The sequence below is a fragment of the Lysobacter helvus genome (assembly GCF_018406645.1).
GTDB lineage: Bacteria > Pseudomonadota > Gammaproteobacteria > Xanthomonadales > Xanthomonadaceae > Noviluteimonas > Noviluteimonas caseinilytica.
The window spans coordinates 2,397,219-2,415,475 of sequence record NZ_AP024546.1 but is presented as its reverse complement, the minus strand read 5'-3'; the positions used below and the strand labels follow the sequence as shown (position 1 = coordinate 2,415,475).

Here is an 18,257-nt window from a genome sequence, read left to right as displayed (position 1 = left end):
ACATGATGACCCGACTCGAAACCGTGCAGGCCCCCATGAAACTCGCCGCCCGCGGGCTCAACTTCCACTACGGCGATTTCCACGCCGTGCGCAACATCAACATGGACATCCCGGAGAAGCGCGTCACCGCGCTGATCGGCCCCTCGGGCTGCGGGAAGTCCACGCTGCTGCGCATCTTCAACCGCATCTACGCGCTGTACCCGAAGCAAGTGGCCAGCGGCCAGGTGCTGCTGGACGGCGAGGACGTACTGGATCCGAAGTACCCGCTCAACCGCCTGCGCAGCAAGGTGGGCATGGTGTTCCAGAAGCCGGTGCCCTTCCCGATGACGATCTACGAGAACGTCGCCTACGGCATCCGCCACCACGAACGCCTGTCGAAGGCCGAGATGGACGCGCGCGTGGAAGAAGCGCTGCGCCAGGCCGCGTTGTGGGACGAGGTGAAGGACAAGATGAAGCAGAGCGCGCTGGGCCTGTCCGGCGGACAGCAGCAGCGCCTGTGCATCGCGCGCGCCGTGGCCCTGCGCCCCGACGTGCTGCTGCTGGACGAACCGACCTCCGCGCTCGATCCCATTTCCACCAGCCGCATCGAGCAGCTGGTGGAAGACCTCAAGCAGACGTACACGATCATGATTGTGACGCACAACATGCAGCAGGCCGCGCGCGTGTCGGACTACACCGCCTTCATGTACCTGGGCGACATGGTCGAGCACGGCGAGACGGCGACGATCTTTTCCAATCCCTCGAAGCAGCAGACCGAGGACTACATTACGGGGCGGTTTGGGTGAGGTAAGCCGCTTGCGCGGCACTGCCGCGCGGCTTGCCGAACGCCCGGCCATGGATGGCCGGGCCGGACGATCCGAAGCACGAATGTTGCGCCATGGACGGCAGCGGCGACCTCATCGAGAAGAAGGGTAATGAATCAGATGCACGACCATATCGTGAAGAGTTACGACGACGAACAGCGCCGCCTGCTCGAGGAAATCCTGCGCATGGGCCACATGGCCGCCGCGCAGCTGGATGCCGCGCTGGACGTGGTGGAACGCCGCGACGACAAGGCCGCCGAACGCATCGTCGCCAACGACGAAGCCATCGACGCCATCGAACGCGCGATCGACCACGACGTGATGCGCCTGGCGTTGCGCGGCCCGATGGCCCGCGACCTGCGCATCATCCTGGCCGCGCTGAAGGTGAGCGCCGACATCGAACGCATCGGCGACTACGCCGCCAACGTCGCCAAGCGTTCGACCGCCCTGAACCTCTCGCCCCCGCTGCCGCATACGCGTGGCCTGGATGCGCTGGGCCGCCTGGCCGCGCAGCAGGTGCGCGACGTGCTGGACGCGTACCGCGACCTGGACGCCGACGCCGCCCAGCGCGTGCGCAACCGCGACGCCGAACTGGACACGCTCTACACCGGCCTGTTCCGCGAACTGCTGACCTACATGATGGAAGACGCGCGCGCGATCACCCCGTGCACGCACCTGCTGTTCATGGCGAAGAACCTGGAACGCATCGGCGACCACGCGACCAACATCGCGGAGAACGTGTGGTTCCTCGTGCACGGCGAAGAGCAGCTGCCGCCGCGCGAAAAGCGCGACGCCACCAACAGCGCCTGAGTTGTTGCCCCTCCCCCCACCGGGGGGAGGCTGGAATGGGGACGCTCCGATCGCGTCGAACCCCGAGGCCAGCAACGCGTTCCGGTACCCTGCGCCCCATGACGCAGTCCGAATCCCCGCCCCTCCCCGCCCCCGACGCCGCGCCCCCCGCGTTCCGCCGCATGGCCGACCGCTTCCGCGGCTACCTCCCCGTCATCGTCGACGTGGAAACCGGCGGCTTCGACTGGCAGAAGCACGCGCTGCTGGAAATGGCCGCGATCCCGATCGACCTCGACGACCAGGGCCGGTACATCCCCGGCGAAGTCAGCAGCGCGCACTTCCATCCCGCGCCCGGCCTCGAAATCGACCCCAAGTCCCTCGAGATCACCGGCATCCGCCTGGACCACCCCTTCCGTTTCGCGAAGGAAGAAAAGGAAGGCCTGGACCACGTGTTCGCTGCCGTGCGCGCCGCGGTCAAGAAACACCACTGCCAGCGCGCGATCCTCGTCGGCCACAACGCGCATTTCGATTTGAATTTCCTCAACGCCGCCGTCGCACGCGTGCAGCACAAGCGCAACCCGTTCCACCCCTTCAGCGTGTTCGACACGGTATCGCTGGGTGGCGTGGCGTTCGGGCAAACCGTGCTGGCGCGTGCGGTGCAGGCGGCGGGCATCGAGTGGAACGGCGAGGAAGCGCATTCCGCGGTGTACGACGCGGAGAAGACGGCGGCGTTGTTTTGTGCGGTGGCGAATCGGTGGTCCGAGATCGCGCCGCCTGGCTAATCGATCGAAGCCAGCACGCCCATCGCGATGAAAAGGGCGCACATCGACATGACGCCCACGGTGAGGCGAAAGCGCGCAATCGCCGCAACCTCGCCAGCCCGACCGCGCAGCGACAACCCCGAGGGATCGCCGAGGTACATGCGCAACACGCGAAATCCAGTCTTCATCCGCGTTTCGACCAGCGCCCCGTTTGCGCGGATCTCCCGCCACTTCCCTGGATCCTGCTTCTGCACCTCGGCGGAAAGCTGGCCCAGGGACATGAGGTACAGCAAGGTCCACGCCAGCGCGTTGACGAAAACGAGCGCGAATCCCATGCCAACGACATCCTGCCAAGTCGTCATGCGAAGCGGCGCCACTTTGTCCTCGCGCCGGTCTGCCTGCATGCGCAGAGCCCCGCGAGCGAACCCAGCGCTACAGGCCGGCAAATTCGATTCATTCCAGAAACCTCGCGCGCCCCGACTCTGAATTGGTAATAGACGCGATCCCGCCCCGCGCAGCAAGCATCCTTAACGACCGCAGGCCTAAGCTCGTCCACGCCGCCATAGACTCAAGCGCCGCCCCGACCCCTTCGGCATGAATCGCATCAACATCGAACTCGGCCCCCTCACCCTCGACGGCCCCATGGGGTCGGCGGCCGAGCGCTTCCTCAACATCACCGCGTCGCTGCGCATCACGGTCGATGGCGTCAGCGTGCTCGACGAACTCGCCGTGCCCGTGCTCGAACTGGCCGCCCAGCTGGACATGGCCGACCTCGAACACGGCTTCGTCTACACCTCGGTGGAATCCGACTACGCGCTGCTGATCGTGCTGCCCTGGAAGGACGGCATGTTCATCGCCTCGCCCATGTCCGGCACGTGTGCGGAGAAAGCGGTGTCGAAGGACGCGGTGCGCGTGGCGTTCACCGACATGCGGATGGGACTGGACCGGATCCTGGCGACGCGGCACATCGATATCCCGCGGGATACGCGGCATCGGGCGAATCCGTTTTTGTAGGCATTACTCCCAGTCCGGACACCACACCAGCGGATCGTCCTGCACGCGGCAATTCCGCGTGTCGTGCGTCTGGAGATAGAACGCAAGGGGGAAGAGCGACCACCCCTCGTCGCGCATGCACGATTCGACATCCCGCTTCGCCGAATTCACTCCGGGTCGATGCGTAGCCGCGTCCGAGAGTGTCTTGATGCATTGCGCCTCGGCCAGGTCGGCGTCCGTCGATTCGCTGCACCGTGCACCGTGATACGTGGGCGACAAGCTGGCAGTCGACGTCCAGCACCACAGGTGCGGCGCCTCGGTGTGGAGTGCATGCACGGCCCGGGTGTATTGCTGCGTGGTGCTACATCCGGCGAGCGCGGCAAGCATGAAGGCCATGCTGGTCAAAGCGCCTTGCGCCAGCCATCGATGCATCGTGCCGCCCCTTCTTCAGCCCGGTCGCGCCTTTCGCCCCCGCCACAATCCATACCCACTCACCAGCACCCATGCGCTTTCAAGCACGAACACCGCCACGTTGAAACTCCCCAGCAACGTGACCAGGATCGCCGCCGCGCCAAACATGTTCACCAGCTGGTACGCGCGCCCGTTGCCATCCATCTTCCCCGCCTGCAGCAGGAAGAACGCCACCAGGATCGCCAGCGTCCCCGCGAATCCCACGAAGTCGTACCAGTGCAGGCTCATGCGAGGCGCTGCCGCACGGCTTCGAACAGGGCCACGCCCGTCGCCACCGAGACATTGAGGCTTTCGAATTCACCGGGCATCGGAATGCGCACCAGTTGGTCGCAGTTCTCGCGCGTGAGGCGGCGCAGCCCATCGGCCTCGCCGCCGAGCACCAGCGCGACGTTGCCCTTCAGATCGATCCCATACAGCGACGCCTCGGCATCGCCTGCCAGCCCGTAGATCCACACGCCCTGCTGCTGCAGGTCGCGCAGGCACCGCGACAGGTTGGTCACGCGCACGACGGGAATGTTGTCCGCCGCACCGGCCGATGTCTTGCGCACGGTCGCGTTGACTTGCACCGCCTTGTCCTTCGGAATCACCACCGCCGTCACCGCCGCGGCCGCCGCACTGCGCAGGCACGCCCCGAGGTTGTGCGGATCCTGCACCCCGTCGAGGACGAGCACGAGCGCCTTGCCCGCCGCCGCCTCGACCAGCCCCTCCAGCTCGTTCTCGTCCCAGGTCTTGGCCGCCGCATACCGCGCGACCGCCCCCTGGTGGCGCAGCCCCCCGGCCACCCCATCGAGCGCGTTCTGCGCTACGCGCCGCACCTCGATCCCCACGCGCCGCGCCTGGGTCTCGATCTCGGTAATCCGGGGATTCTTGGCGCCGGCCTCGAGGAGCACCTCGCGGACGTTCTCGGCGTCGTGTTCAACGGCGGACGCCACGGCATTGATGCCGGCGATCCAGGGGGATTGTTGCTTGGTCATGGGGGGCATTGTGCTTCCAAAGGAGACGGGAGTGAACACTGCTCACAGCAACACATCGGTGAGCTCACCTTTCGATCACTGGCCACTCCGGGCCACCCCTTGCGTTTAGCCACTTCAAGCGGGCTGCCCTTTAGCACCCCGTTCGGCATACAAGTACAGAGGCGACACTACGTCCAAGTTCTAACGACTAAGCCTTCGAGTTGACGAACGAGAAGGGGCACGGTTACTGGCGAACTCGATCACAAGGACCAACTCACCCATGGAATCGGCCCGAATCTCGTCACTCGTACACTTCCTTGACTGGCTCGCCAGGACAACGCCACTCTTTCTCGCCTTCGTAGCGCTTCTCGCCTTTTACTACAGGGAGAAAATCAAACAAGTACTTTCGCGCGCACTGATGTCAGATTTGGAGGAACTCAAATCACGCCATGCAAGAGAACTGGCAGCCCACACGGCGAGTCTGGAGCGCGAACTAGAGGCATACAAGGTATCGCTCATTGCAGAAACCGAGCGCATTCGCGCGGCGCAAGAGATAAAGAAAGCGCTTGCACTTCGAGTAGCAGAACGAAAGTTCGTGGTAGTCGCCAATTTACTCGAGGCGCACATGGGAATTGATACCAACGTGGGCGCGCAAATGATCATTCCGCAATCGAATGGACAGGCTAACCAATCCGTCTGGAATGACGATCGACAAGCATTGATCAAGAGATTCTCTGCATACGCCTCGGCCGCTTCCGCGGCCAAGATATTCGTTTCGGCAGATGTGAATCTACTAAACATTGAAGTTCGCAAATTAGGCGCAGGCCTTATGAATCGCCGTCCTTCTGTGCAAACTCCCCCACTCAGTCCAAACGACCCTGAATTAAGAGACCTCCTCATGAAGTCAAGCCAGCTTGAGGCGCTGCTGCTAGCTGCGCTTCAGGAAATGGAGCAGCTCACTTGATCGGCTCAACGCGTGCGCATCTTCTGTTCGTCATGCTTCTGCCGAGTCACCGGCCAACACCTTGAACCGCCCCTTGTGACCTCTTCAACTATGCAGACGATAGCCGGGGCAAAGCGGCGCGTAATGCTGCAACAAGGGCCGGCGCGCGGTCGTTGAGAAGAATACGAGCAAGCCATGACTCAAACGAATCAAGCCTGGTACTGCGCAACCGGCTCGCGGCGCGGGCAATCAGTCCTTTGTTGTCTAAAAGCGCAAGAAGTGCAGGCAGATCTTGTGCAGCAATTGCTGCGTTAATTCCCCTCCTTCGATCTTCAGCAAGCCCATGAATGTTCAGGGCGTGCGCTTGCGCGCGAAACTCCGAATCAATCTGGTCAATTGAGCGTTCTCGGCTAACGTCTATTCGCTTTACCAAGCGATCAATTCGTCGAACCGTGTGACGACGGACCACAGCATCAATCGACTCAGGCTGCGCAGCGATGGTTAGGAGTTCGGTGCGTAGTTCACCTAGCCGCGCCTCGATCTCGGTGTCGTCTAGATGTTCCGCTCGCGCAATCTCTCTTGAAATATTGGGAAGGAGAAACACATTCTCCAATTCCGAAACCGGCAAAACTGAAACGCCCAGTTCCGTCAAACGTTCAATTTCGGTCACATCATAGTCGTCGGCATCAACGATCCCTGCACATCGAAGTCGAGTAAACGCGGCATTGGTTCGCATGGTTGCTACCGCACGAATAACGTCTTGGCACGAACCCATTGGGACTACGGTCCACTCGGGGTATACGCATCGATACACCGACTGATCCAGACTCCCACCGTCGCCTTCGACGAACAGAATCGGCCGACGGCTACCCAGCAGCAACGTTGTGATCTCTTCTGGAAATCCCGCGTCGACTGGCATTGCTTCCAGCTTCCAACGCGGGCCGGCACTGTATTCGCGAATGATGAACTTTTGCCCGACCCGCGCCGCCGCAAACTCTAGGTCGTGGGTGATAAATGCAAATGCACAGTCCGGTCGCGCATTCTCCAACTGATCCCAAAGCTTGTTCATGATTGAAGGATGGACGTGAAGCTCCGGCTCATCCACCACAAGCAGTGCCCCCTGCTCAGCGACCAGCACCTGGCCTGTTAGATAGAAAATTGCCCGTTCGCCGTCGCTCATCTCAGACGCGCTGTACAGAACTTCGGTCCCAGGCGCGCGGACGCGCACATCATCTCCACTTATGATGAGTTCGCGATGAGGTAACAGGTGATGCCAAATGTCCTGCAGCTTCTCGAACTTTGTTGGAGCCGCTGAATCCAGCGGGCCTTGGCGAACTTTTTGATGTGTCTCAAGTGCCGTACGAGATTGCTCTGCAAACAGAACCTGCAGCAGGAAATCAAAATCGTTCAGGAGAGCGACGGCTTCTTTTTGATGCCATCGATTTAGTCGCCGGTGTCCGAACTGAGAACTCTCGTCAGGGCGCCCAAACTTTAATCCTCGCTTAGCATTCGCTTCGCTGATTTTTGGAACATTTGGATTAAGGCCAAGTGCCCGGTGTGCCGAAATGCGATGACTGCGATCCTGAACTACTGTTTCGAGATGTACAGCAAGCCTTGACTTCCCGCTTCCGTTGGCTCCGACGAACGTGGTTGACGTGCCAAGCTCTATGTTGAGCTCCAATGGGGCGTTAGTGGTGGGAATTGAGATTCGAAATGACATGATGTCTTTGCCTAGCCAATTTATGAGCCGCGAAATTCCTGACCTCGACGCATCAGTTGTTCCGTCACATGTCGGAGAATACCGCCCCACTCGACTTCCGCACGATCAACGACGCCGGAATCATCTGACTCTCGATCGGCTCATCCCGAATCTGCTTCAACAACGCCTCGACCAGCAGCTCGCCCGCCCGCGTCGTGTTCTGGTACACCGTCGTCAACGCCGGATTGGCAAACCGCGCCATCGGAATATCGTCGAACCCCACGACGCTCACGTCTTCCGGCACCCGCAACCCAGACTCCGTCAACGCCCGCATCGCCCCAATCGCAATCAAATCGCTGGCCGCAAACACCGCGTCAAAAGGTTTCCCGCGCGCCAACAACGTCTGCGCCGCCGCATACCCCGCCTCTTCCGAACTCTCCGCATCCACCTGCAACGACGGATCCATCGTCACGTGCCAATCGTGCAGCGCCACCCCGCACCCCCGGTAGCGCGCAAAGAATTCCGGATAGCGATTGGACGCATCCCCGAGGAACGCCACCTGCCGCCGCCCCAGCGCATACAAGTGTTCGCCCACCAACTGCCCACCATGGAAGTTGTCGCAGCCAATGGAAACCCCCGGCTGCCCCGGCAACACCGCCCCCCAGCGCACGAAATGCGTCCCCTGGTCGACCAGCTGCTCCAGCGTGCTCTGGTAAGCCAGGTAATCCCCGTACCCCAGCAGGATCAACCCATCCGCCTTCATGCTGTTCTCGTAATCCGCATGCCAGTCGTCGGACAGCTGCTGGAAACTCACCAGCAAGTCATGCCCGTGCTTCGCGCACGCACGCGTGATCGACCCCAGCATCGAAAGGAAAAACGGATTGATGTGCGAATCATCCGGCGTCGGATCCTCGAACAGCAGCAACGCCAACGTCCCCGACCTCTGCGTCCGCAAACTGGAAGCGTGCCGGTCGACCTTGTAGTTGAGTTCGCGCGCCACCGCTTCCACCCGCTTGCGCGTCTCGATGTTGACCAGCGGACTCCCGCGCAACACGCGCGACACCGTCGCCTGCGAAACGCCGGCGCGGTACGCGATGTCGACGGAGGTGGCCTTGGTCTTTTTCGGCATGGGCCGGAGGATGACAGAGGGGTTACCCCGCGTGAAGGCCGGTAGCGAGGGTGTCCGGCGTTGACGGTGCGCCCATGAACAGGCGTGCGACCATGCGCGCCATGGCCAAACACCCCAGCAAGCGCGGCGGCAGCCGCGGCAAGTCCGCGACCCCGCCCGGCGCGACCCCCACGAAATCCCGCGGTCCCGCAAAAGGCGGCGCCCCCGGCGCCAAGACCGGCGGCCCGCGGCACAAGGCGGCACAGCGTCCCGGCTGGATGCCCGAGCCCCGCCCCGGTGGTCCGAAAGCCCCCGCCCGCGCCGCCCCCAGCCGCGACCCGAACCATGCCCGCGAAGCCGCGCGCTACGAACAACCCATCGCCAGCCGCGAAATGCTGCTGCGCATCCTGGAGGCCAACGAAGGCCCGATGGACGCGCAGGAACTGGCGGTCAAGCTCGCGCTCACCGAACCCGATCGCTTCGATGCATTGGCCAAGCGCCTCGGCGCAATGGTGCGCGACGGACAGCTGCTGCAGAACCGCAAGGGCGCGTACGCGCCTGCCGAACGCCTCGACCTGATCCCCGGCGTGGTGATCGCGAATCCGGAAGGCTTCGGTTTCCTGCGTCCCGAAAAAGGCCAGGGCGACGACCTCTTCCTGCCGCCCAACGAAATGCGCAAGGTGATGCATGGCGATCGCGTGCTCGCGTCCGTCACCGGCATGGATCGCCGCGGTCGCCGCGAAGGCGCGATCGTCGAAGTGCTGGAGCGTCGCCTCACGCGCCTGATCGGCCGTTACACCGTGGAAGCCGGCATCAGCTACGTCGTGCCGGACGATCGCCGCATCCAGCGCAACGTGCTGATCCCGCCGGGCGAAAGCAGCGATGCGAAGACCGGCCAGCTGGTCGTCGCGGAAATCGTGCACGCGCAGGATGCGCAGCGCCCGCCGATCGGCAAGGTGCTCGCGGTGCTCGGCGACAAGCTCACCGCGTCGCTCGCGGTGAAAGCCGCCATCCACGCGCACGAGATCCCGGATGAATTCCCGCCGGAGGTCCTCGCTGAAGCGACCGCCGTGCCGCTGGTGGTCGAGCCGTCGATGATCGAAGGCCGCGTCGACCTGCGCCAGCTGCCCCTCGTCACCATCGATGGCGAAGACGCGAAGGACTTCGACGACGCGGTGTACGCCGAACCTACGCGCGACGGCTTCCGCCTGATCGTCGCGATCGCGGACGTTTCGAATTACGTCAAGCCAGGCACGCCGCTGGACGATGAAGCGCAACTGCGCGCGACGTCGGTGTACTTCCCAGGCTTCGTCGTGCCGATGCTGCCGGAAACGTTGTCGAACGGCATCTGCTCGCTGATGCCCAACGTCGACCGCATGTGCTTCGTGTGCGACATGCACATCGACCGCGAGGGCGTGGTCACCAAGTCCAAGTTCTACGAAGCGGTGATGAACTCGCACGCGCGCCTGACCTACACCCAGGTCTGGAACGCGGTGGACGAGGCGGCGCTGCCGGAACACCGCGAGGACGCGCTGCAGCGCATCGGCTCGCTGCTGCCGCAGATCCAGCGCCTGCACCAGCTCTTCCACGTGCTGAAGAAGGCGCGCACCAAGCGCGGCGCGATCGAGTTCGAATCCTCCGAAGTGCGCTTCGTGCTCGGCCCGCAGGGCGAGGTCACGCAGGCCGGCATGATCCAGCGCAACGACGCGCACATGCTGATCGAGGAATGCATGATCGCGGCGAACGTGGAAGCCGCGCGCTACGTGCTGAAGAAGAAGATCCCCGCGCCGTTCCGCGTGCACGACAAGCCGCCGGAAGCCAAGTACACGGACCTGCTGGAGTTCCTGAAGGAATTCAAGCTCAAGATGCCGCCGTGGGCAAAGGTGGAGCCGCGCGATTTCACCGCGCTGCTGAAGAAGATCCGCGAACGGCCGGACGCGACGTTGCTGGAGTCCGTGCTGCTGCGCAGCCAGTCGATGGCGGTGTACGCGCACGAGAACCTGGGCCACTTCGGGCTGGCGCTGGAGGCGTACGGGCACTTCACCTCGCCGATCCGCCGCTATCCCGACCTGCTGCTGCATCGCGCGATCAAGCATGCGCTGATGGGCGGCACCGCCACCAACTATCTCTACAGCGACCACGTGATGGCCGCGCTGTGCCTGCAGTGTTCGGAACGCGAACGCCGTGCCGACGAAGCCGAGCGCGAGGTCGACGAGCGCTACCGCGCCGCGTGGATGGAACAGCACGTGGGCGGGCAGTTCAGCGGCACGATCAGCGGCGTCACCAGCTTCGGCTTGTTCATCGAACTGGATGATTCGAAGGTCAACGGCCTGGTGCACGTGACGCAGCTGCCGAACGACTACTACCACTTCGACCCGATCCGGAAGACGCTCAAGGGCGAACGCACCGGGCGCGAGTTCCGCCTGGGCGACCGCGCGGACATCGTGGTGCTGAAGGCGAGCGTGGAAGACCGGAAGATCGACTTCCGCCTGGTGGAGGAGAAAGGCGTGATGCCGCCTCCGCCGCGCGGGACGCCGGCGAAGAAGGTGAAGCAGAAGTACTGAGCGACGCCTGGGGCCTGGTCCGCGCGAGCGCGCGGATCAGGGCAGCAGGTCGATCCCGAACGGCTTGACGGCCCACGCGAACACGCCGAAGCACACCACCGTGATCACCGCGCTGGCCGCGAGCGTCGGCCAGAACCCGATGCGCGGCAGCAGCCACGGGAACGCCAGGAACATCGGCAGCGTGGGCACCACGTACCAGAACGTGTACCAGGCGTGGTTGGCGATCTTCGTTTCCGGCTGCTTCTCGACGTACAGCCACACCAGCGCGAGGAAGGTCACCAGCGGCAGGGCCGCGATGAATCCGCCGAGCTTGTCGCTGCGCTTGGCGGCCTCGGACACACCGACGACGACGAGCGCGGTGAGCAGGTACTTGGTGATGAGCCAGGGCACGGTCAGCCCTGCGCCTCGACGCCCGCCACCCGGCGCAACCAGTCGCAATAGGCATCGCCCGCGGGCGTCGCGTCGCATTGCGCGAGCGCGCGATCGAGTTCTTCCATGCCGAACGCGCGCCACACCAGCGGCGCCAGGTGCGACAGCGGTTCGACGCCGCCGGCCTTCGCCCACCAATGCAGCGTGCGCTGTTCGAAATCCAGCAGCACCGGCGAAGCCGACCGCGTCGACTGCGACAACCCCGCGAGGTACAGCAGCGCCGGCAACGGCGACTGCGGCCATTCCAGCGCCATGTGCAGCGGCCACTCGATCATGTTGCGCTCGCCCCACACGTCCTCGCGCGTCACCTGCCCGCTGACGAGCATGCTGAGCAACAGGTGTTGCGCGAGTGCGGTGAGATACGGGCCCATCGCTTCGCCCGGCATGCGGCGATACAGCGCGTCGTGCGGCTGCGCATGCAGCGGACCGAAGTACGACAGCACGCGCTGCTCGAGGTCCAGCACGTCGGCGCCGAGGTGCTCCGGCGTCGTGTCGATTTCCTCGATGCCCAGCAGCTTCGCCGGCGAGACCTGCCACACGCGGCACTGGATGCGCCAGCGCTCGTCGGCGTCGTCGATCGTGCCGAGCACCATGTAGTCGCCGTGCTCGGCGGCCTGCGCGACGGTGTCTTCGTCGCGCCCGCCATCGCCGAACACCACCGGCCCGCCGCCGGGCACGATCGGGATCTGCGTGAGGCTGCGATGCGCCGTCCATTCGTGCACGGCCTCGGCCAGGTACAGCGGCAGTGCGCGCGTCAGCTGGCCGACGGCGTCGGTGCGTTGCTTCTCTGCCTGTTCGTCCGCGCCCATCGCCTTGGCGAAGCTGAGGAACAGCACGCGCTTCGCATCGTCCGGCTTGGCGGGCAGCAGCCACGCGGGCGCACGCAAGCCGTAGCCCCACATCGGGCCTTCGAACGCCATCGCGACGATTTCCAGCTGCTCCGGATCGATCGGCGTGGATGCATCGTCATCGTCCTGCATCGCCACGGGCGGAACGGCCTGGCCCGGTGCCTCCGGGGCCTTCGGCTTCAGCAAATCCGTCAAGCGCTTGAACATCGCAAACCCTGCCGCATCGAGTGATGCCGCTAGTGGAGCATGCCGCCGCGCACGCGCGCCATCCCCGGGATGGGAGGTTGCCGACGTGGGTCACGATCAACGGTGGCGTTTACTGCGCCACGTGCCGCCGCGCCCGCGCCATCGTCCGGTCCAGTTCCGACTTCAACGCCACATCGGTCACCGGCGCATCGAGCACGTACACCGCGACATCGTGCGGCGCCACGGTCGCTTTCAGGGTGCCACCGCGGGCCACGTCGACGGCATCGCCCCCCAGCGGCTGCAACCAACGCCCGGCCTGCAGCGTGTTCTTCACTTCGAACACCTGCGGTGCGCCGCCCTTGTTCAGCAGCACCAGCACGATCTGGTGCACGTCGCCCTGCTGCAGCACGCGATAGAACGCGGCGCGATCGCCCTGCATTTCGACATCAAGCTGCAGGCCGCGCTGCAACGCCGGCGTCTTCGCACGCAACATCGCGATGCGCTTGAGCTGCGCGTAGATGCGGCCCTTCTGCGCGGCATCGATGCCCGCCTGGCCGAAGTAGTTGCGGTTGCCCGAATGCTCCCCCGTCCCGCGCTCGAAGCCGCTCTCGGAACCGTAATAGATCACCGGGATCCCGCGCGCGGTGAACAGGAAGTTGTTCGCATCGACGAACCCATCGTCGGTCGCGTCCATGCGCGCCATGTCGTGGTTGTCGTAGAACGTCATCAGCTCGTACGGGTTGGTGTACGGGCCATCGGTGAGGTACAGGCGCTCGGCGATCTTCTCGAACCCGCCACCTTCCTTGCCGAAGACGGCGCTCACGCGTTCCTTCAGCGGGAAGTCCAGCACGCTCACGCCCGCGTTCTCCGGCCAGGTGTGTTCGGCGATCTTGTTGGCGTCGTAATCGAACGCCTCGCCGAACATGAAGAAGCCCGGATGCTTCTCGCGGATGCGCGTGGTGAACTGGTGCCAGAAAGGATTGGGCATCCACCCGATCGTATCGATGCGGAAGGCATCGGCGCCCTGCTCGATCCACTGCTCGTAGGCGCCGAGGAAATAGGGCAGCACGCGCGGGTCGTTCTCGTTGATGTCCGACAGCTGCGCCAGGCCGCCCTTCGTGTTGTAGAACGCGTTGAGCGGGTTCTTCGGATCCAGCTTGTCCGGCGGCAGGTTCATGTGGTCGGCGATGAGCTTGCCGTCCTTGTCGTAGATCTTGCCGAACTTGGGCTGCGGCTTCGGCATCGAGAACGCGGGCGAGCCGTGGTTGAGCACGATGTCGAGCACCGTCTTCAACCCATGCGCCTTCAGGCCCTTCGTGAGCCCGCGGAAATCCAGGCCCGCGCTCGGCAGGTGTTCGTCGAGCTTGTAGAAATTCACGCCCCAGTAGCCGTGGTAACCGGTCTTGCCGCGATCGGTCCACATGCCGCCCCACTTCACCGGCTCGCCGCCGGTGAACGCTTCGTCCGGCTGGTCGACGATGGGGCTCAGCCACACCGCGCCGAAGCCCATGTCCTTGATGTACTGCGCGTTGTCGAGGAGGCCTTTGAAATCGCCGCCGAGGTAACCGACGTTGTCGCTGCGGCCCGGAGGCGCGCCCGGCGTCGGGCGATCGAACGTGTGCGTCGCGGCACCCCCGCCCTGCTTGCGGAAGTCGTTGGACTTGTCGCCGTTGACGAAGCGATCGGTGAGGACGAAGTACACCGCATCGGCGGCGAGCGGTTCGGTGGTGCCGTAATACTCGGTGGCGGCGGGCGCAAGCGCCTTCGCTTCCTGCTTCGGTGCAGGCGGCGGCGCAGGCGCGGTGCAGCCGGCGAGCAGGACGCTCGTCATTCCCGCGAAAGCGGGAATCCATGCATCCCGAAGGCGAGCGCGGCTCACGGCGCCACCGCCGCAACACCACGCACCATCGGTTCGCGCACCCGCAACACGCACAACCCCGCGACGATCAGACTCACCCCGCCGATCACCAGCGCATAGATCGGCTGGTTGCCGAAGAACAGGTGCAGCAGCAACCCGAGCAGGCTTGCCGCCACCAGCTGCGGGATCACGATGAAGAAATTGAAGATGCCCATGTACACGCCCATTTTTTTCGCCGGCAGGCAATCGGAGAGCAACGCATACGGCAGCGACAGGATCGACGCCCAGGCGAACCCGACGCCCACCATCGACAGCAGCAGCCACTTCGGATCGCGGATCACCGCGATCGACAACAAGCCCACCCCGCCCAGCACCGCGTTGATCAGGTGCGACGTGCGCAGGCCCCAGCGCTTCACCATGAAGGGAATCACGATCGCCGCCAGCGCCGCGAACCCGTTGTAGGCCGCGAACAGCACGCCCACCCAGTTCGCGCCCTCGTTGTATGCCGCCGACGTGGTGTCCGTGCTGCCGAAATGCACCTGCGTCACCGCGCCCGTGGTGAAGATCCACATCGCGAACAGGGCGAACCACGAGAAGAACTGCACGACCGCGAGCTGTCGCATGGTCGAGGGCATCGCGTACAGATCGTCCATCACTTCCGCGAAACCGCCCACGCGTTGCAGGCCCGTGCGCACGAGCAGCAGCACGCCGTAGCCACCGACGAGCCCGCCGAGGATGTACAACTCGCGCGCCCAGCCCTGCGTCGCGACGAGCACGGTGAACGCCGCGCCGATCCCCAGCCACACCAGCGCACTGCGGCGCATGCGTGCACGATCGAGGTCGCGCGGCGGGATCGGCGGCGCCTCATCCCAGGCCTGGAGGTTTTCCGGCGGATATTCGCGCGTGCGCAGCACGGTCCACGCGATCGCGCCCAGCAACACCGCGCCGCCCAGGTAGAACGCGTAGCGCACGGTATCGGGCACCTGTCCTTCCGCCGCCGTGTTCGCCACGCCCGCCTTTTCCAGCAACCACGGCAGCATGCTCGCGACCACCGAGCCCACGCCGATGAAGAAACTCTGCATCGCGTACCCGCTGGCGCGCTGGCGCACCGGCAGCTGGTCGCCGACGAAGGCGCGGAACGGTTCCATCGAAATGTTGATCGACGCGTCCAGCATCCACAGCAGGCCGGCCGCGACCCACAACGCCGGCGAGTTCGGCATGAAGAACAACGCGAGCGACGCGAGCACTGCGCCGACGAGGAAATACGGGCGCCGGCGCCCGAGCCCCGTCCACGTGCGATCCGAGAGGTACCCGACGATCGGCTGCACGATCAGCCCCGTCAAAGGCGCGGCGATCCACAGCACCGGGATGTCGTCCATCGACGCGCCGAGCGTCTGGAAGATCCGGCTGACGTTCGCGTTCTGCAGCGCGAAGCCGAACTGGATGCCGAGGAAGCCGAAGCACATGTTCCAGATCTGCCAGAACGTGAGCGTCGGTTTCGCGGTCGCGGGCGTGTCGGTCATCGTGTCATCCGTCGGGATCAGTGCGTGGGATCGAGGATCAGGTCGCCGACTTCGGCGTCGTTCAACGGCCCGCCCGCGCCGCCCTTGCCGCCGGTGTAGTGGACGAAGTGTGCGAGGTCGCTCATGTTCGTGCCGTCATGCAGGGTGAAGCGGCATGGTACGCCGGCCTTCGCGGTGTACGTCCAGGACGTCGAATCGCCCTCGCCTTCGCGGTGCGGCATGACGATGGGGCCCGTTTGCGCAGGCGCGTCGCCGCACTGCAGCACGAGGCGTTTCACCGCTGCGGTGATGCCGGTGTTGATCGGGCCGTTGGCGTTGCGGTAGCGGAAGGTGGCGATGTAGCGGCCCGCGCGTGGCGGGGTCCAGGCGCGCGGGAATGCACCCGCCACGCGCTGCGACGGCCCGATGCACGTCGTGGGCGAAGGCAGTGATTCCACGGCATCCGGCCCGACGTTGGTCACGGTGTAGCAGTGGCGGATCGAAGGCGGCTGCGCCATCCGGAAGCGATGCGCCGGGCCTTCGCCGTCATCGATGATCCACCCGTCGGAGTACAGGCGCACGCCTGCGCCCAGTTCCGTTTTCCATGCATTGCCGTCGCGTTCGATCACCGGGGCCGCAGGCGTCGACGGGGCCATCGCTGCGCCATTGCGCGACAAGCGCACGCCGCTGCCGGCCTGCCACGCGAGCGCGACGATGGTGTCGCGGCCTGCATCGTGCCGCGCGCCCGCCACCAGCACGCCGCCCGCGACGCCGTCCGGCTTGCGCAACACGATGCGCCGGTCCGCCGTCTGCAGCACGATCTCCGACCGTTCGCCGAACAGCATCGGCACGAGCTGCGCGGGGATCATCGGCTTCACGCTGCCATCGTCCTCCAGCCCGAAGACCCCGCGCTGCACCATGTCCAGGTACGCCGCGACGGACCACAGCTGCCGCGGGGAATTCACGACCGGCCCGCTCAGCTTGCCGTCCTCGAAATGCACGGCCTGCGTGGTGAGCTCGTAGTTCTCCATGTTCGATCCGGCCAGTGCGGCACCGCGCATGATCGATTGCACTTCGAAGGCGATGCGCTCGGTGTTGCCCGTCGTGCGCGCCGCACGCAGCGCGTACGCGCTCACGAACGGCCAGATCGCGCGGTTGTGGTAGATCGCGGTCTCCGGCTGTTGCGGCCAGATGACCGGGCTGCCCGCGGCCGAAACCGGATAGCGTTCGATCGCGCGTCGGGCGCGATCGGGCGGCGCAACACCGGAGGTCACCGCCAGCGACGTCCCCAGCAGGTCGTAGCTTTCGACCGCGGCGTCGTGGAACCACGGGCCGAGGTAGCTCATGTACAGGCCCCGGTCCTCGCGCCAGAACCGCGCGTTGATCGCCTTGCGCAAACGCTTCGCGCGATCGGCGTACGACGCCTGTTCGTCGGCCGGCGCCATCGTCGCCGCCAACCGCAACGCCTCGTAATGCAACACGTTGGTCGACAGCGCGAACGACTGCGCGATCCACGTCGTGTCCTTCGCCGTCCAGGCCGGGTAGTTCTGCTCGCGCCAGTCGAGGAACGACGTCTCGCCCCGGTACAGCTGCATCTCCGGGTCCCACGCATACAGGTCGTCCTGGGCCAACGTGTTCTTCAGCGCGCGCCAGGTCTCGTCCTTGAACTGCGGATCGCCCAGCAGGTGCCGCGCCGCGAGGAACCACACCACGCGATCGGTGCTGATCGGCCAGCTGCCGCCCGACCCCGTGTCCTGCGCCACCACGAGCCCCTGCGACACCTTCGGATTGCGCATCTCCGACAACTTGAAGCGCAACGACGTCTTCGTGCGTTCCGGGTCCAGGCGCGCCAGCGCCAGGTCCGCCGCGTACGACAGGTCGCGCGTCCAGACGTAGTGCCACTTCTCGCCGGTTTCGAAACACACGCACGGGTACGGCTTCTGGTCGTTGAAGGACCAGTCGGTGATCGCGTCCACCTTGTCCTGCGCCAGCTCGGCCTGCGCCATGGCGAACAGGCCGTCGAACAACGGGCTCGCCGTCGCCGTGCGCATCGGCTGCGGCGCGATCTCGCGCCGGCCGCCGGGGAACGCAAGCACGAACCCACCGTCCTTCCGCACCTTCACGCTTGCCTGCTGGCCTTGCCACGCCACGCTGTCCTGCCATTCCACGGGCGCGGATGCATCGGAGGCCGCCACCGTGTCGGCGAGCACCGCCGTGGCCAGCAGCGCGCCCGCGAGCGCCCCGCACGCCAGCAACGTGCCCGCCATCGAATTGCCTTGCCGCATGCCCGTCCCGCGCGAAGGCCCGGACCGGGCCGCGGGCCATGGTGTCATCGGGCCGGTTTGCGCCG

The 18,257-nt window shown here is 65.0% G+C and carries 17 protein-coding genes; 6 read left to right on the top strand and 11 right to left on the bottom strand.

Translation table 11 applies throughout. The features are described 5' to 3' along the window. Positions 1 to 2 precede the first annotated feature (2 nt). From pstB to rnt, 3 genes are all read left to right on the top strand, one after another. Positions 3 to 785, top strand: coding sequence for a phosphate ABC transporter ATP-binding protein PstB (pstB, locus tag LYSHEL_RS11705; RefSeq protein WP_244858533.1), 783 nt, complete (start codon positions 3 to 5; stop codon positions 783 to 785). A gap of 129 nt (positions 786 to 914) precedes the next feature. Next, positions 915 to 1,613: a phosphate signaling complex protein PhoU gene (gene phoU, locus LYSHEL_RS11700; protein WP_213434216.1), complete on the top strand. Its 699-nt coding sequence runs from the start codon at positions 915 to 917 to the stop codon at positions 1,611 to 1,613. A 161-nt stretch (positions 1,614 to 1,774) separates the two neighbouring features. Further along, positions 1,775 to 2,374: a ribonuclease T gene (gene rnt / locus LYSHEL_RS11695; protein ID WP_407075186.1), complete on the top strand. Its 600-nt coding sequence runs from the start codon at positions 1,775 to 1,777 to the stop codon at positions 2,372 to 2,374. On the opposite strand, the gene LYSHEL_RS11690 is transcribed toward rnt, so the two are convergent. Next, entirely contained in the window at positions 2,371 to 2,757 is a 387-nt protein-coding gene (locus tag LYSHEL_RS11690; RefSeq protein WP_213434214.1) for a hypothetical protein, read from the bottom strand. The two genes, rnt and LYSHEL_RS11690, sit on opposite strands and share 4 nt — an antisense overlap. 190 nt (positions 2,758 to 2,947) lie before the next feature. Between LYSHEL_RS11690 and LYSHEL_RS11685 the strand changes: the two genes are divergently transcribed. Beyond that, positions 2,948 to 3,367: a hypothetical protein gene (locus LYSHEL_RS11685; RefSeq protein WP_213434213.1), complete on the top strand. Its 420-nt coding sequence runs from the start codon at positions 2,948 to 2,950 to the stop codon at positions 3,365 to 3,367. A gap of 3 nt (positions 3,368 to 3,370) precedes the next feature. On the opposite strand, the gene LYSHEL_RS11680 is transcribed toward LYSHEL_RS11685, so the two are convergent. From LYSHEL_RS11680 to rlmB, 3 genes are read right to left on the bottom strand one after another with little or no spacing between them, the layout of a single operon-like run. Then, positions 3,371 to 3,778 (bottom strand): hypothetical protein, encoded by a 408-nt coding sequence (locus tag LYSHEL_RS11680; RefSeq protein WP_213434212.1) that lies wholly within the window; start codon positions 3,776 to 3,778, stop codon positions 3,371 to 3,373. A 15-nt stretch (positions 3,779 to 3,793) separates the two neighbouring features. After that, the gene (locus LYSHEL_RS11675) at positions 3,794 to 4,045 is read right to left on the bottom strand and encodes a CBU_0592 family membrane protein (protein ID WP_213434211.1); all 252 of its coding nucleotides are present in this window, start codon (positions 4,043 to 4,045) and stop codon (positions 3,794 to 3,796) included. Beyond that, positions 4,042 to 4,791, bottom strand: coding sequence for a 23S rRNA (guanosine(2251)-2'-O)-methyltransferase RlmB (gene rlmB / locus LYSHEL_RS11670; protein WP_244858532.1), 750 nt, complete (start codon positions 4,789 to 4,791; stop codon positions 4,042 to 4,044). The genes LYSHEL_RS11675 and rlmB overlap by 4 nt, the downstream gene beginning before the upstream one ends. 259 nt (positions 4,792 to 5,050) lie before the next feature. Here rlmB and LYSHEL_RS11665 point away from each other — a divergent pair, with 259 nt between their 5' ends. Continuing rightward, complete coding sequence (locus tag LYSHEL_RS11665) at positions 5,051 to 5,734, top strand: hypothetical protein (protein ID WP_213434209.1); 684 nt, start codon at positions 5,051 to 5,053, stop codon at positions 5,732 to 5,734. A gap of 88 nt (positions 5,735 to 5,822) precedes the next feature. Here the strand turns inward: LYSHEL_RS11665 and LYSHEL_RS11660 are convergent, their stop codons facing one another. Both LYSHEL_RS11660 and LYSHEL_RS11655 read right to left on the bottom strand, forming a co-directional pair. After that, positions 5,823 to 7,433 carry an AAA family ATPase gene (locus tag LYSHEL_RS11660; protein ID WP_213434208.1) on the bottom strand — a complete coding sequence of 537 codons (1,611 nt, stop codon included), beginning with the start codon at positions 7,431 to 7,433 and terminating at the stop codon, positions 5,823 to 5,825. A 64-nt stretch (positions 7,434 to 7,497) separates the two neighbouring features. After that, positions 7,498 to 8,541 carry a LacI family DNA-binding transcriptional regulator gene (locus LYSHEL_RS11655; RefSeq protein WP_213434207.1) on the bottom strand — a complete coding sequence of 348 codons (1,044 nt, stop codon included), beginning with the start codon at positions 8,539 to 8,541 and terminating at the stop codon, positions 7,498 to 7,500. A 101-nt stretch (positions 8,542 to 8,642) separates the two neighbouring features. Here LYSHEL_RS11655 and rnr point away from each other — a divergent pair, with 101 nt between their 5' ends. Beyond that, entirely contained in the window at positions 8,643 to 11,084 is a 2,442-nt protein-coding gene (gene rnr, locus LYSHEL_RS11650; RefSeq protein ID WP_244858531.1) for a ribonuclease R, read from the top strand. Positions 11,085 to 11,120: 36 nt separating this feature from the next. Here rnr and LYSHEL_RS11645 read toward each other — a convergent pair whose 3' ends face one another. The 5 genes from LYSHEL_RS11645 to LYSHEL_RS11625 form a co-directional block, all read right to left on the bottom strand. After that, complete coding sequence (locus LYSHEL_RS11645; RefSeq protein WP_213434205.1) at positions 11,121 to 11,474, bottom strand: DUF3147 family protein; 354 nt, start codon at positions 11,472 to 11,474, stop codon at positions 11,121 to 11,123. Positions 11,475 to 11,476: 2 nt separating this feature from the next. Next, a complete protein-coding gene (locus LYSHEL_RS11640; RefSeq protein ID WP_213434204.1) occupies positions 11,477 to 12,568 on the bottom strand; it encodes a hypothetical protein in 1,092 nt (363 codons plus the stop codon). A 109-nt stretch (positions 12,569 to 12,677) separates the two neighbouring features. Then, positions 12,678 to 14,378 carry an alpha-amylase family glycosyl hydrolase gene (locus LYSHEL_RS11635; protein WP_213434203.1) on the bottom strand — a complete coding sequence of 567 codons (1,701 nt, stop codon included), beginning with the start codon at positions 14,376 to 14,378 and terminating at the stop codon, positions 12,678 to 12,680. Positions 14,379 to 14,422: 44 nt separating this feature from the next. Further along, on the bottom strand, positions 14,423 to 15,928 hold the full coding sequence (locus tag LYSHEL_RS11630) for an MFS transporter (RefSeq protein WP_213434202.1): 1,506 nt from the start codon (positions 15,926 to 15,928) through the stop codon (positions 14,423 to 14,425). A gap of 17 nt (positions 15,929 to 15,945) precedes the next feature. Further along, positions 15,946 to 18,192, bottom strand: coding sequence for an alpha-L-rhamnosidase-related protein (locus LYSHEL_RS11625; protein ID WP_244858530.1), 2,247 nt, complete (start codon positions 18,190 to 18,192; stop codon positions 15,946 to 15,948). Positions 18,193 to 18,257 lie beyond the last annotated feature (65 nt).

Excerpts from the sequence above, each read along its gene's own strand:
- rnt (WP_407075186.1), top strand. The coding sequence starts at position 1,775 with ATGGCCGACCGCTTCCGCGGCTACCTCCCCGTCATCGTCGACGTGGAA.
- LYSHEL_RS11675 (WP_213434211.1), bottom strand. The coding sequence starts at position 4,045 with ATGAGCCTGCACTGGTACGACTTCGTGGGATTCGCGGGGACGCTGGCG.
- LYSHEL_RS11665 (WP_213434209.1), top strand. The coding sequence starts at position 5,051 with ATGGAATCGGCCCGAATCTCGTCACTCGTACACTTCCTTGACTGGCTC.
- rlmB (WP_244858532.1), bottom strand. The coding sequence starts at position 4,791 with ATGACCAAGCAACAATCCCCCTGGATCGCCGGCATCAATGCCGTGGCG.
- LYSHEL_RS11635 (WP_213434203.1), bottom strand. The coding sequence starts at position 14,378 with ATGACGAGCGTCCTGCTCGCCGGCTGCACCGCGCCTGCGCCGCCGCCT.
- LYSHEL_RS11640 (WP_213434204.1), bottom strand. The coding sequence starts at position 12,568 with ATGTTCAAGCGCTTGACGGATTTGCTGAAGCCGAAGGCCCCGGAGGCA.
- pstB (WP_244858533.1), top strand. The coding sequence starts at position 3 with ATGATGACCCGACTCGAAACCGTGCAGGCCCCCATGAAACTCGCCGCC.
- LYSHEL_RS11680 (WP_213434212.1), bottom strand. The coding sequence starts at position 3,778 with ATGCATCGATGGCTGGCGCAAGGCGCTTTGACCAGCATGGCCTTCATG.
- LYSHEL_RS11655 (WP_213434207.1), bottom strand. The coding sequence starts at position 8,541 with ATGCCGAAAAAGACCAAGGCCACCTCCGTCGACATCGCGTACCGCGCC.
- LYSHEL_RS11685 (WP_213434213.1), top strand. The coding sequence starts at position 2,948 with ATGAATCGCATCAACATCGAACTCGGCCCCCTCACCCTCGACGGCCCC.
- rnr (WP_244858531.1), top strand. The coding sequence starts at position 8,643 with ATGGCCAAACACCCCAGCAAGCGCGGCGGCAGCCGCGGCAAGTCCGCG.
- LYSHEL_RS11625 (WP_244858530.1), bottom strand. The coding sequence starts at position 18,192 with ATGCGGCAAGGCAATTCGATGGCGGGCACGTTGCTGGCGTGCGGGGCG.
- phoU (WP_213434216.1), top strand. The coding sequence starts at position 915 with ATGAATCAGATGCACGACCATATCGTGAAGAGTTACGACGACGAACAG.
- LYSHEL_RS11660 (WP_213434208.1), bottom strand. The coding sequence starts at position 7,433 with ATGTCATTTCGAATCTCAATTCCCACCACTAACGCCCCATTGGAGCTC.
- LYSHEL_RS11630 (WP_213434202.1), bottom strand. The coding sequence starts at position 15,928 with ATGACCGACACGCCCGCGACCGCGAAACCGACGCTCACGTTCTGGCAG.
- LYSHEL_RS11690 (WP_213434214.1), bottom strand. The coding sequence starts at position 2,757 with ATGCAGGCAGACCGGCGCGAGGACAAAGTGGCGCCGCTTCGCATGACG.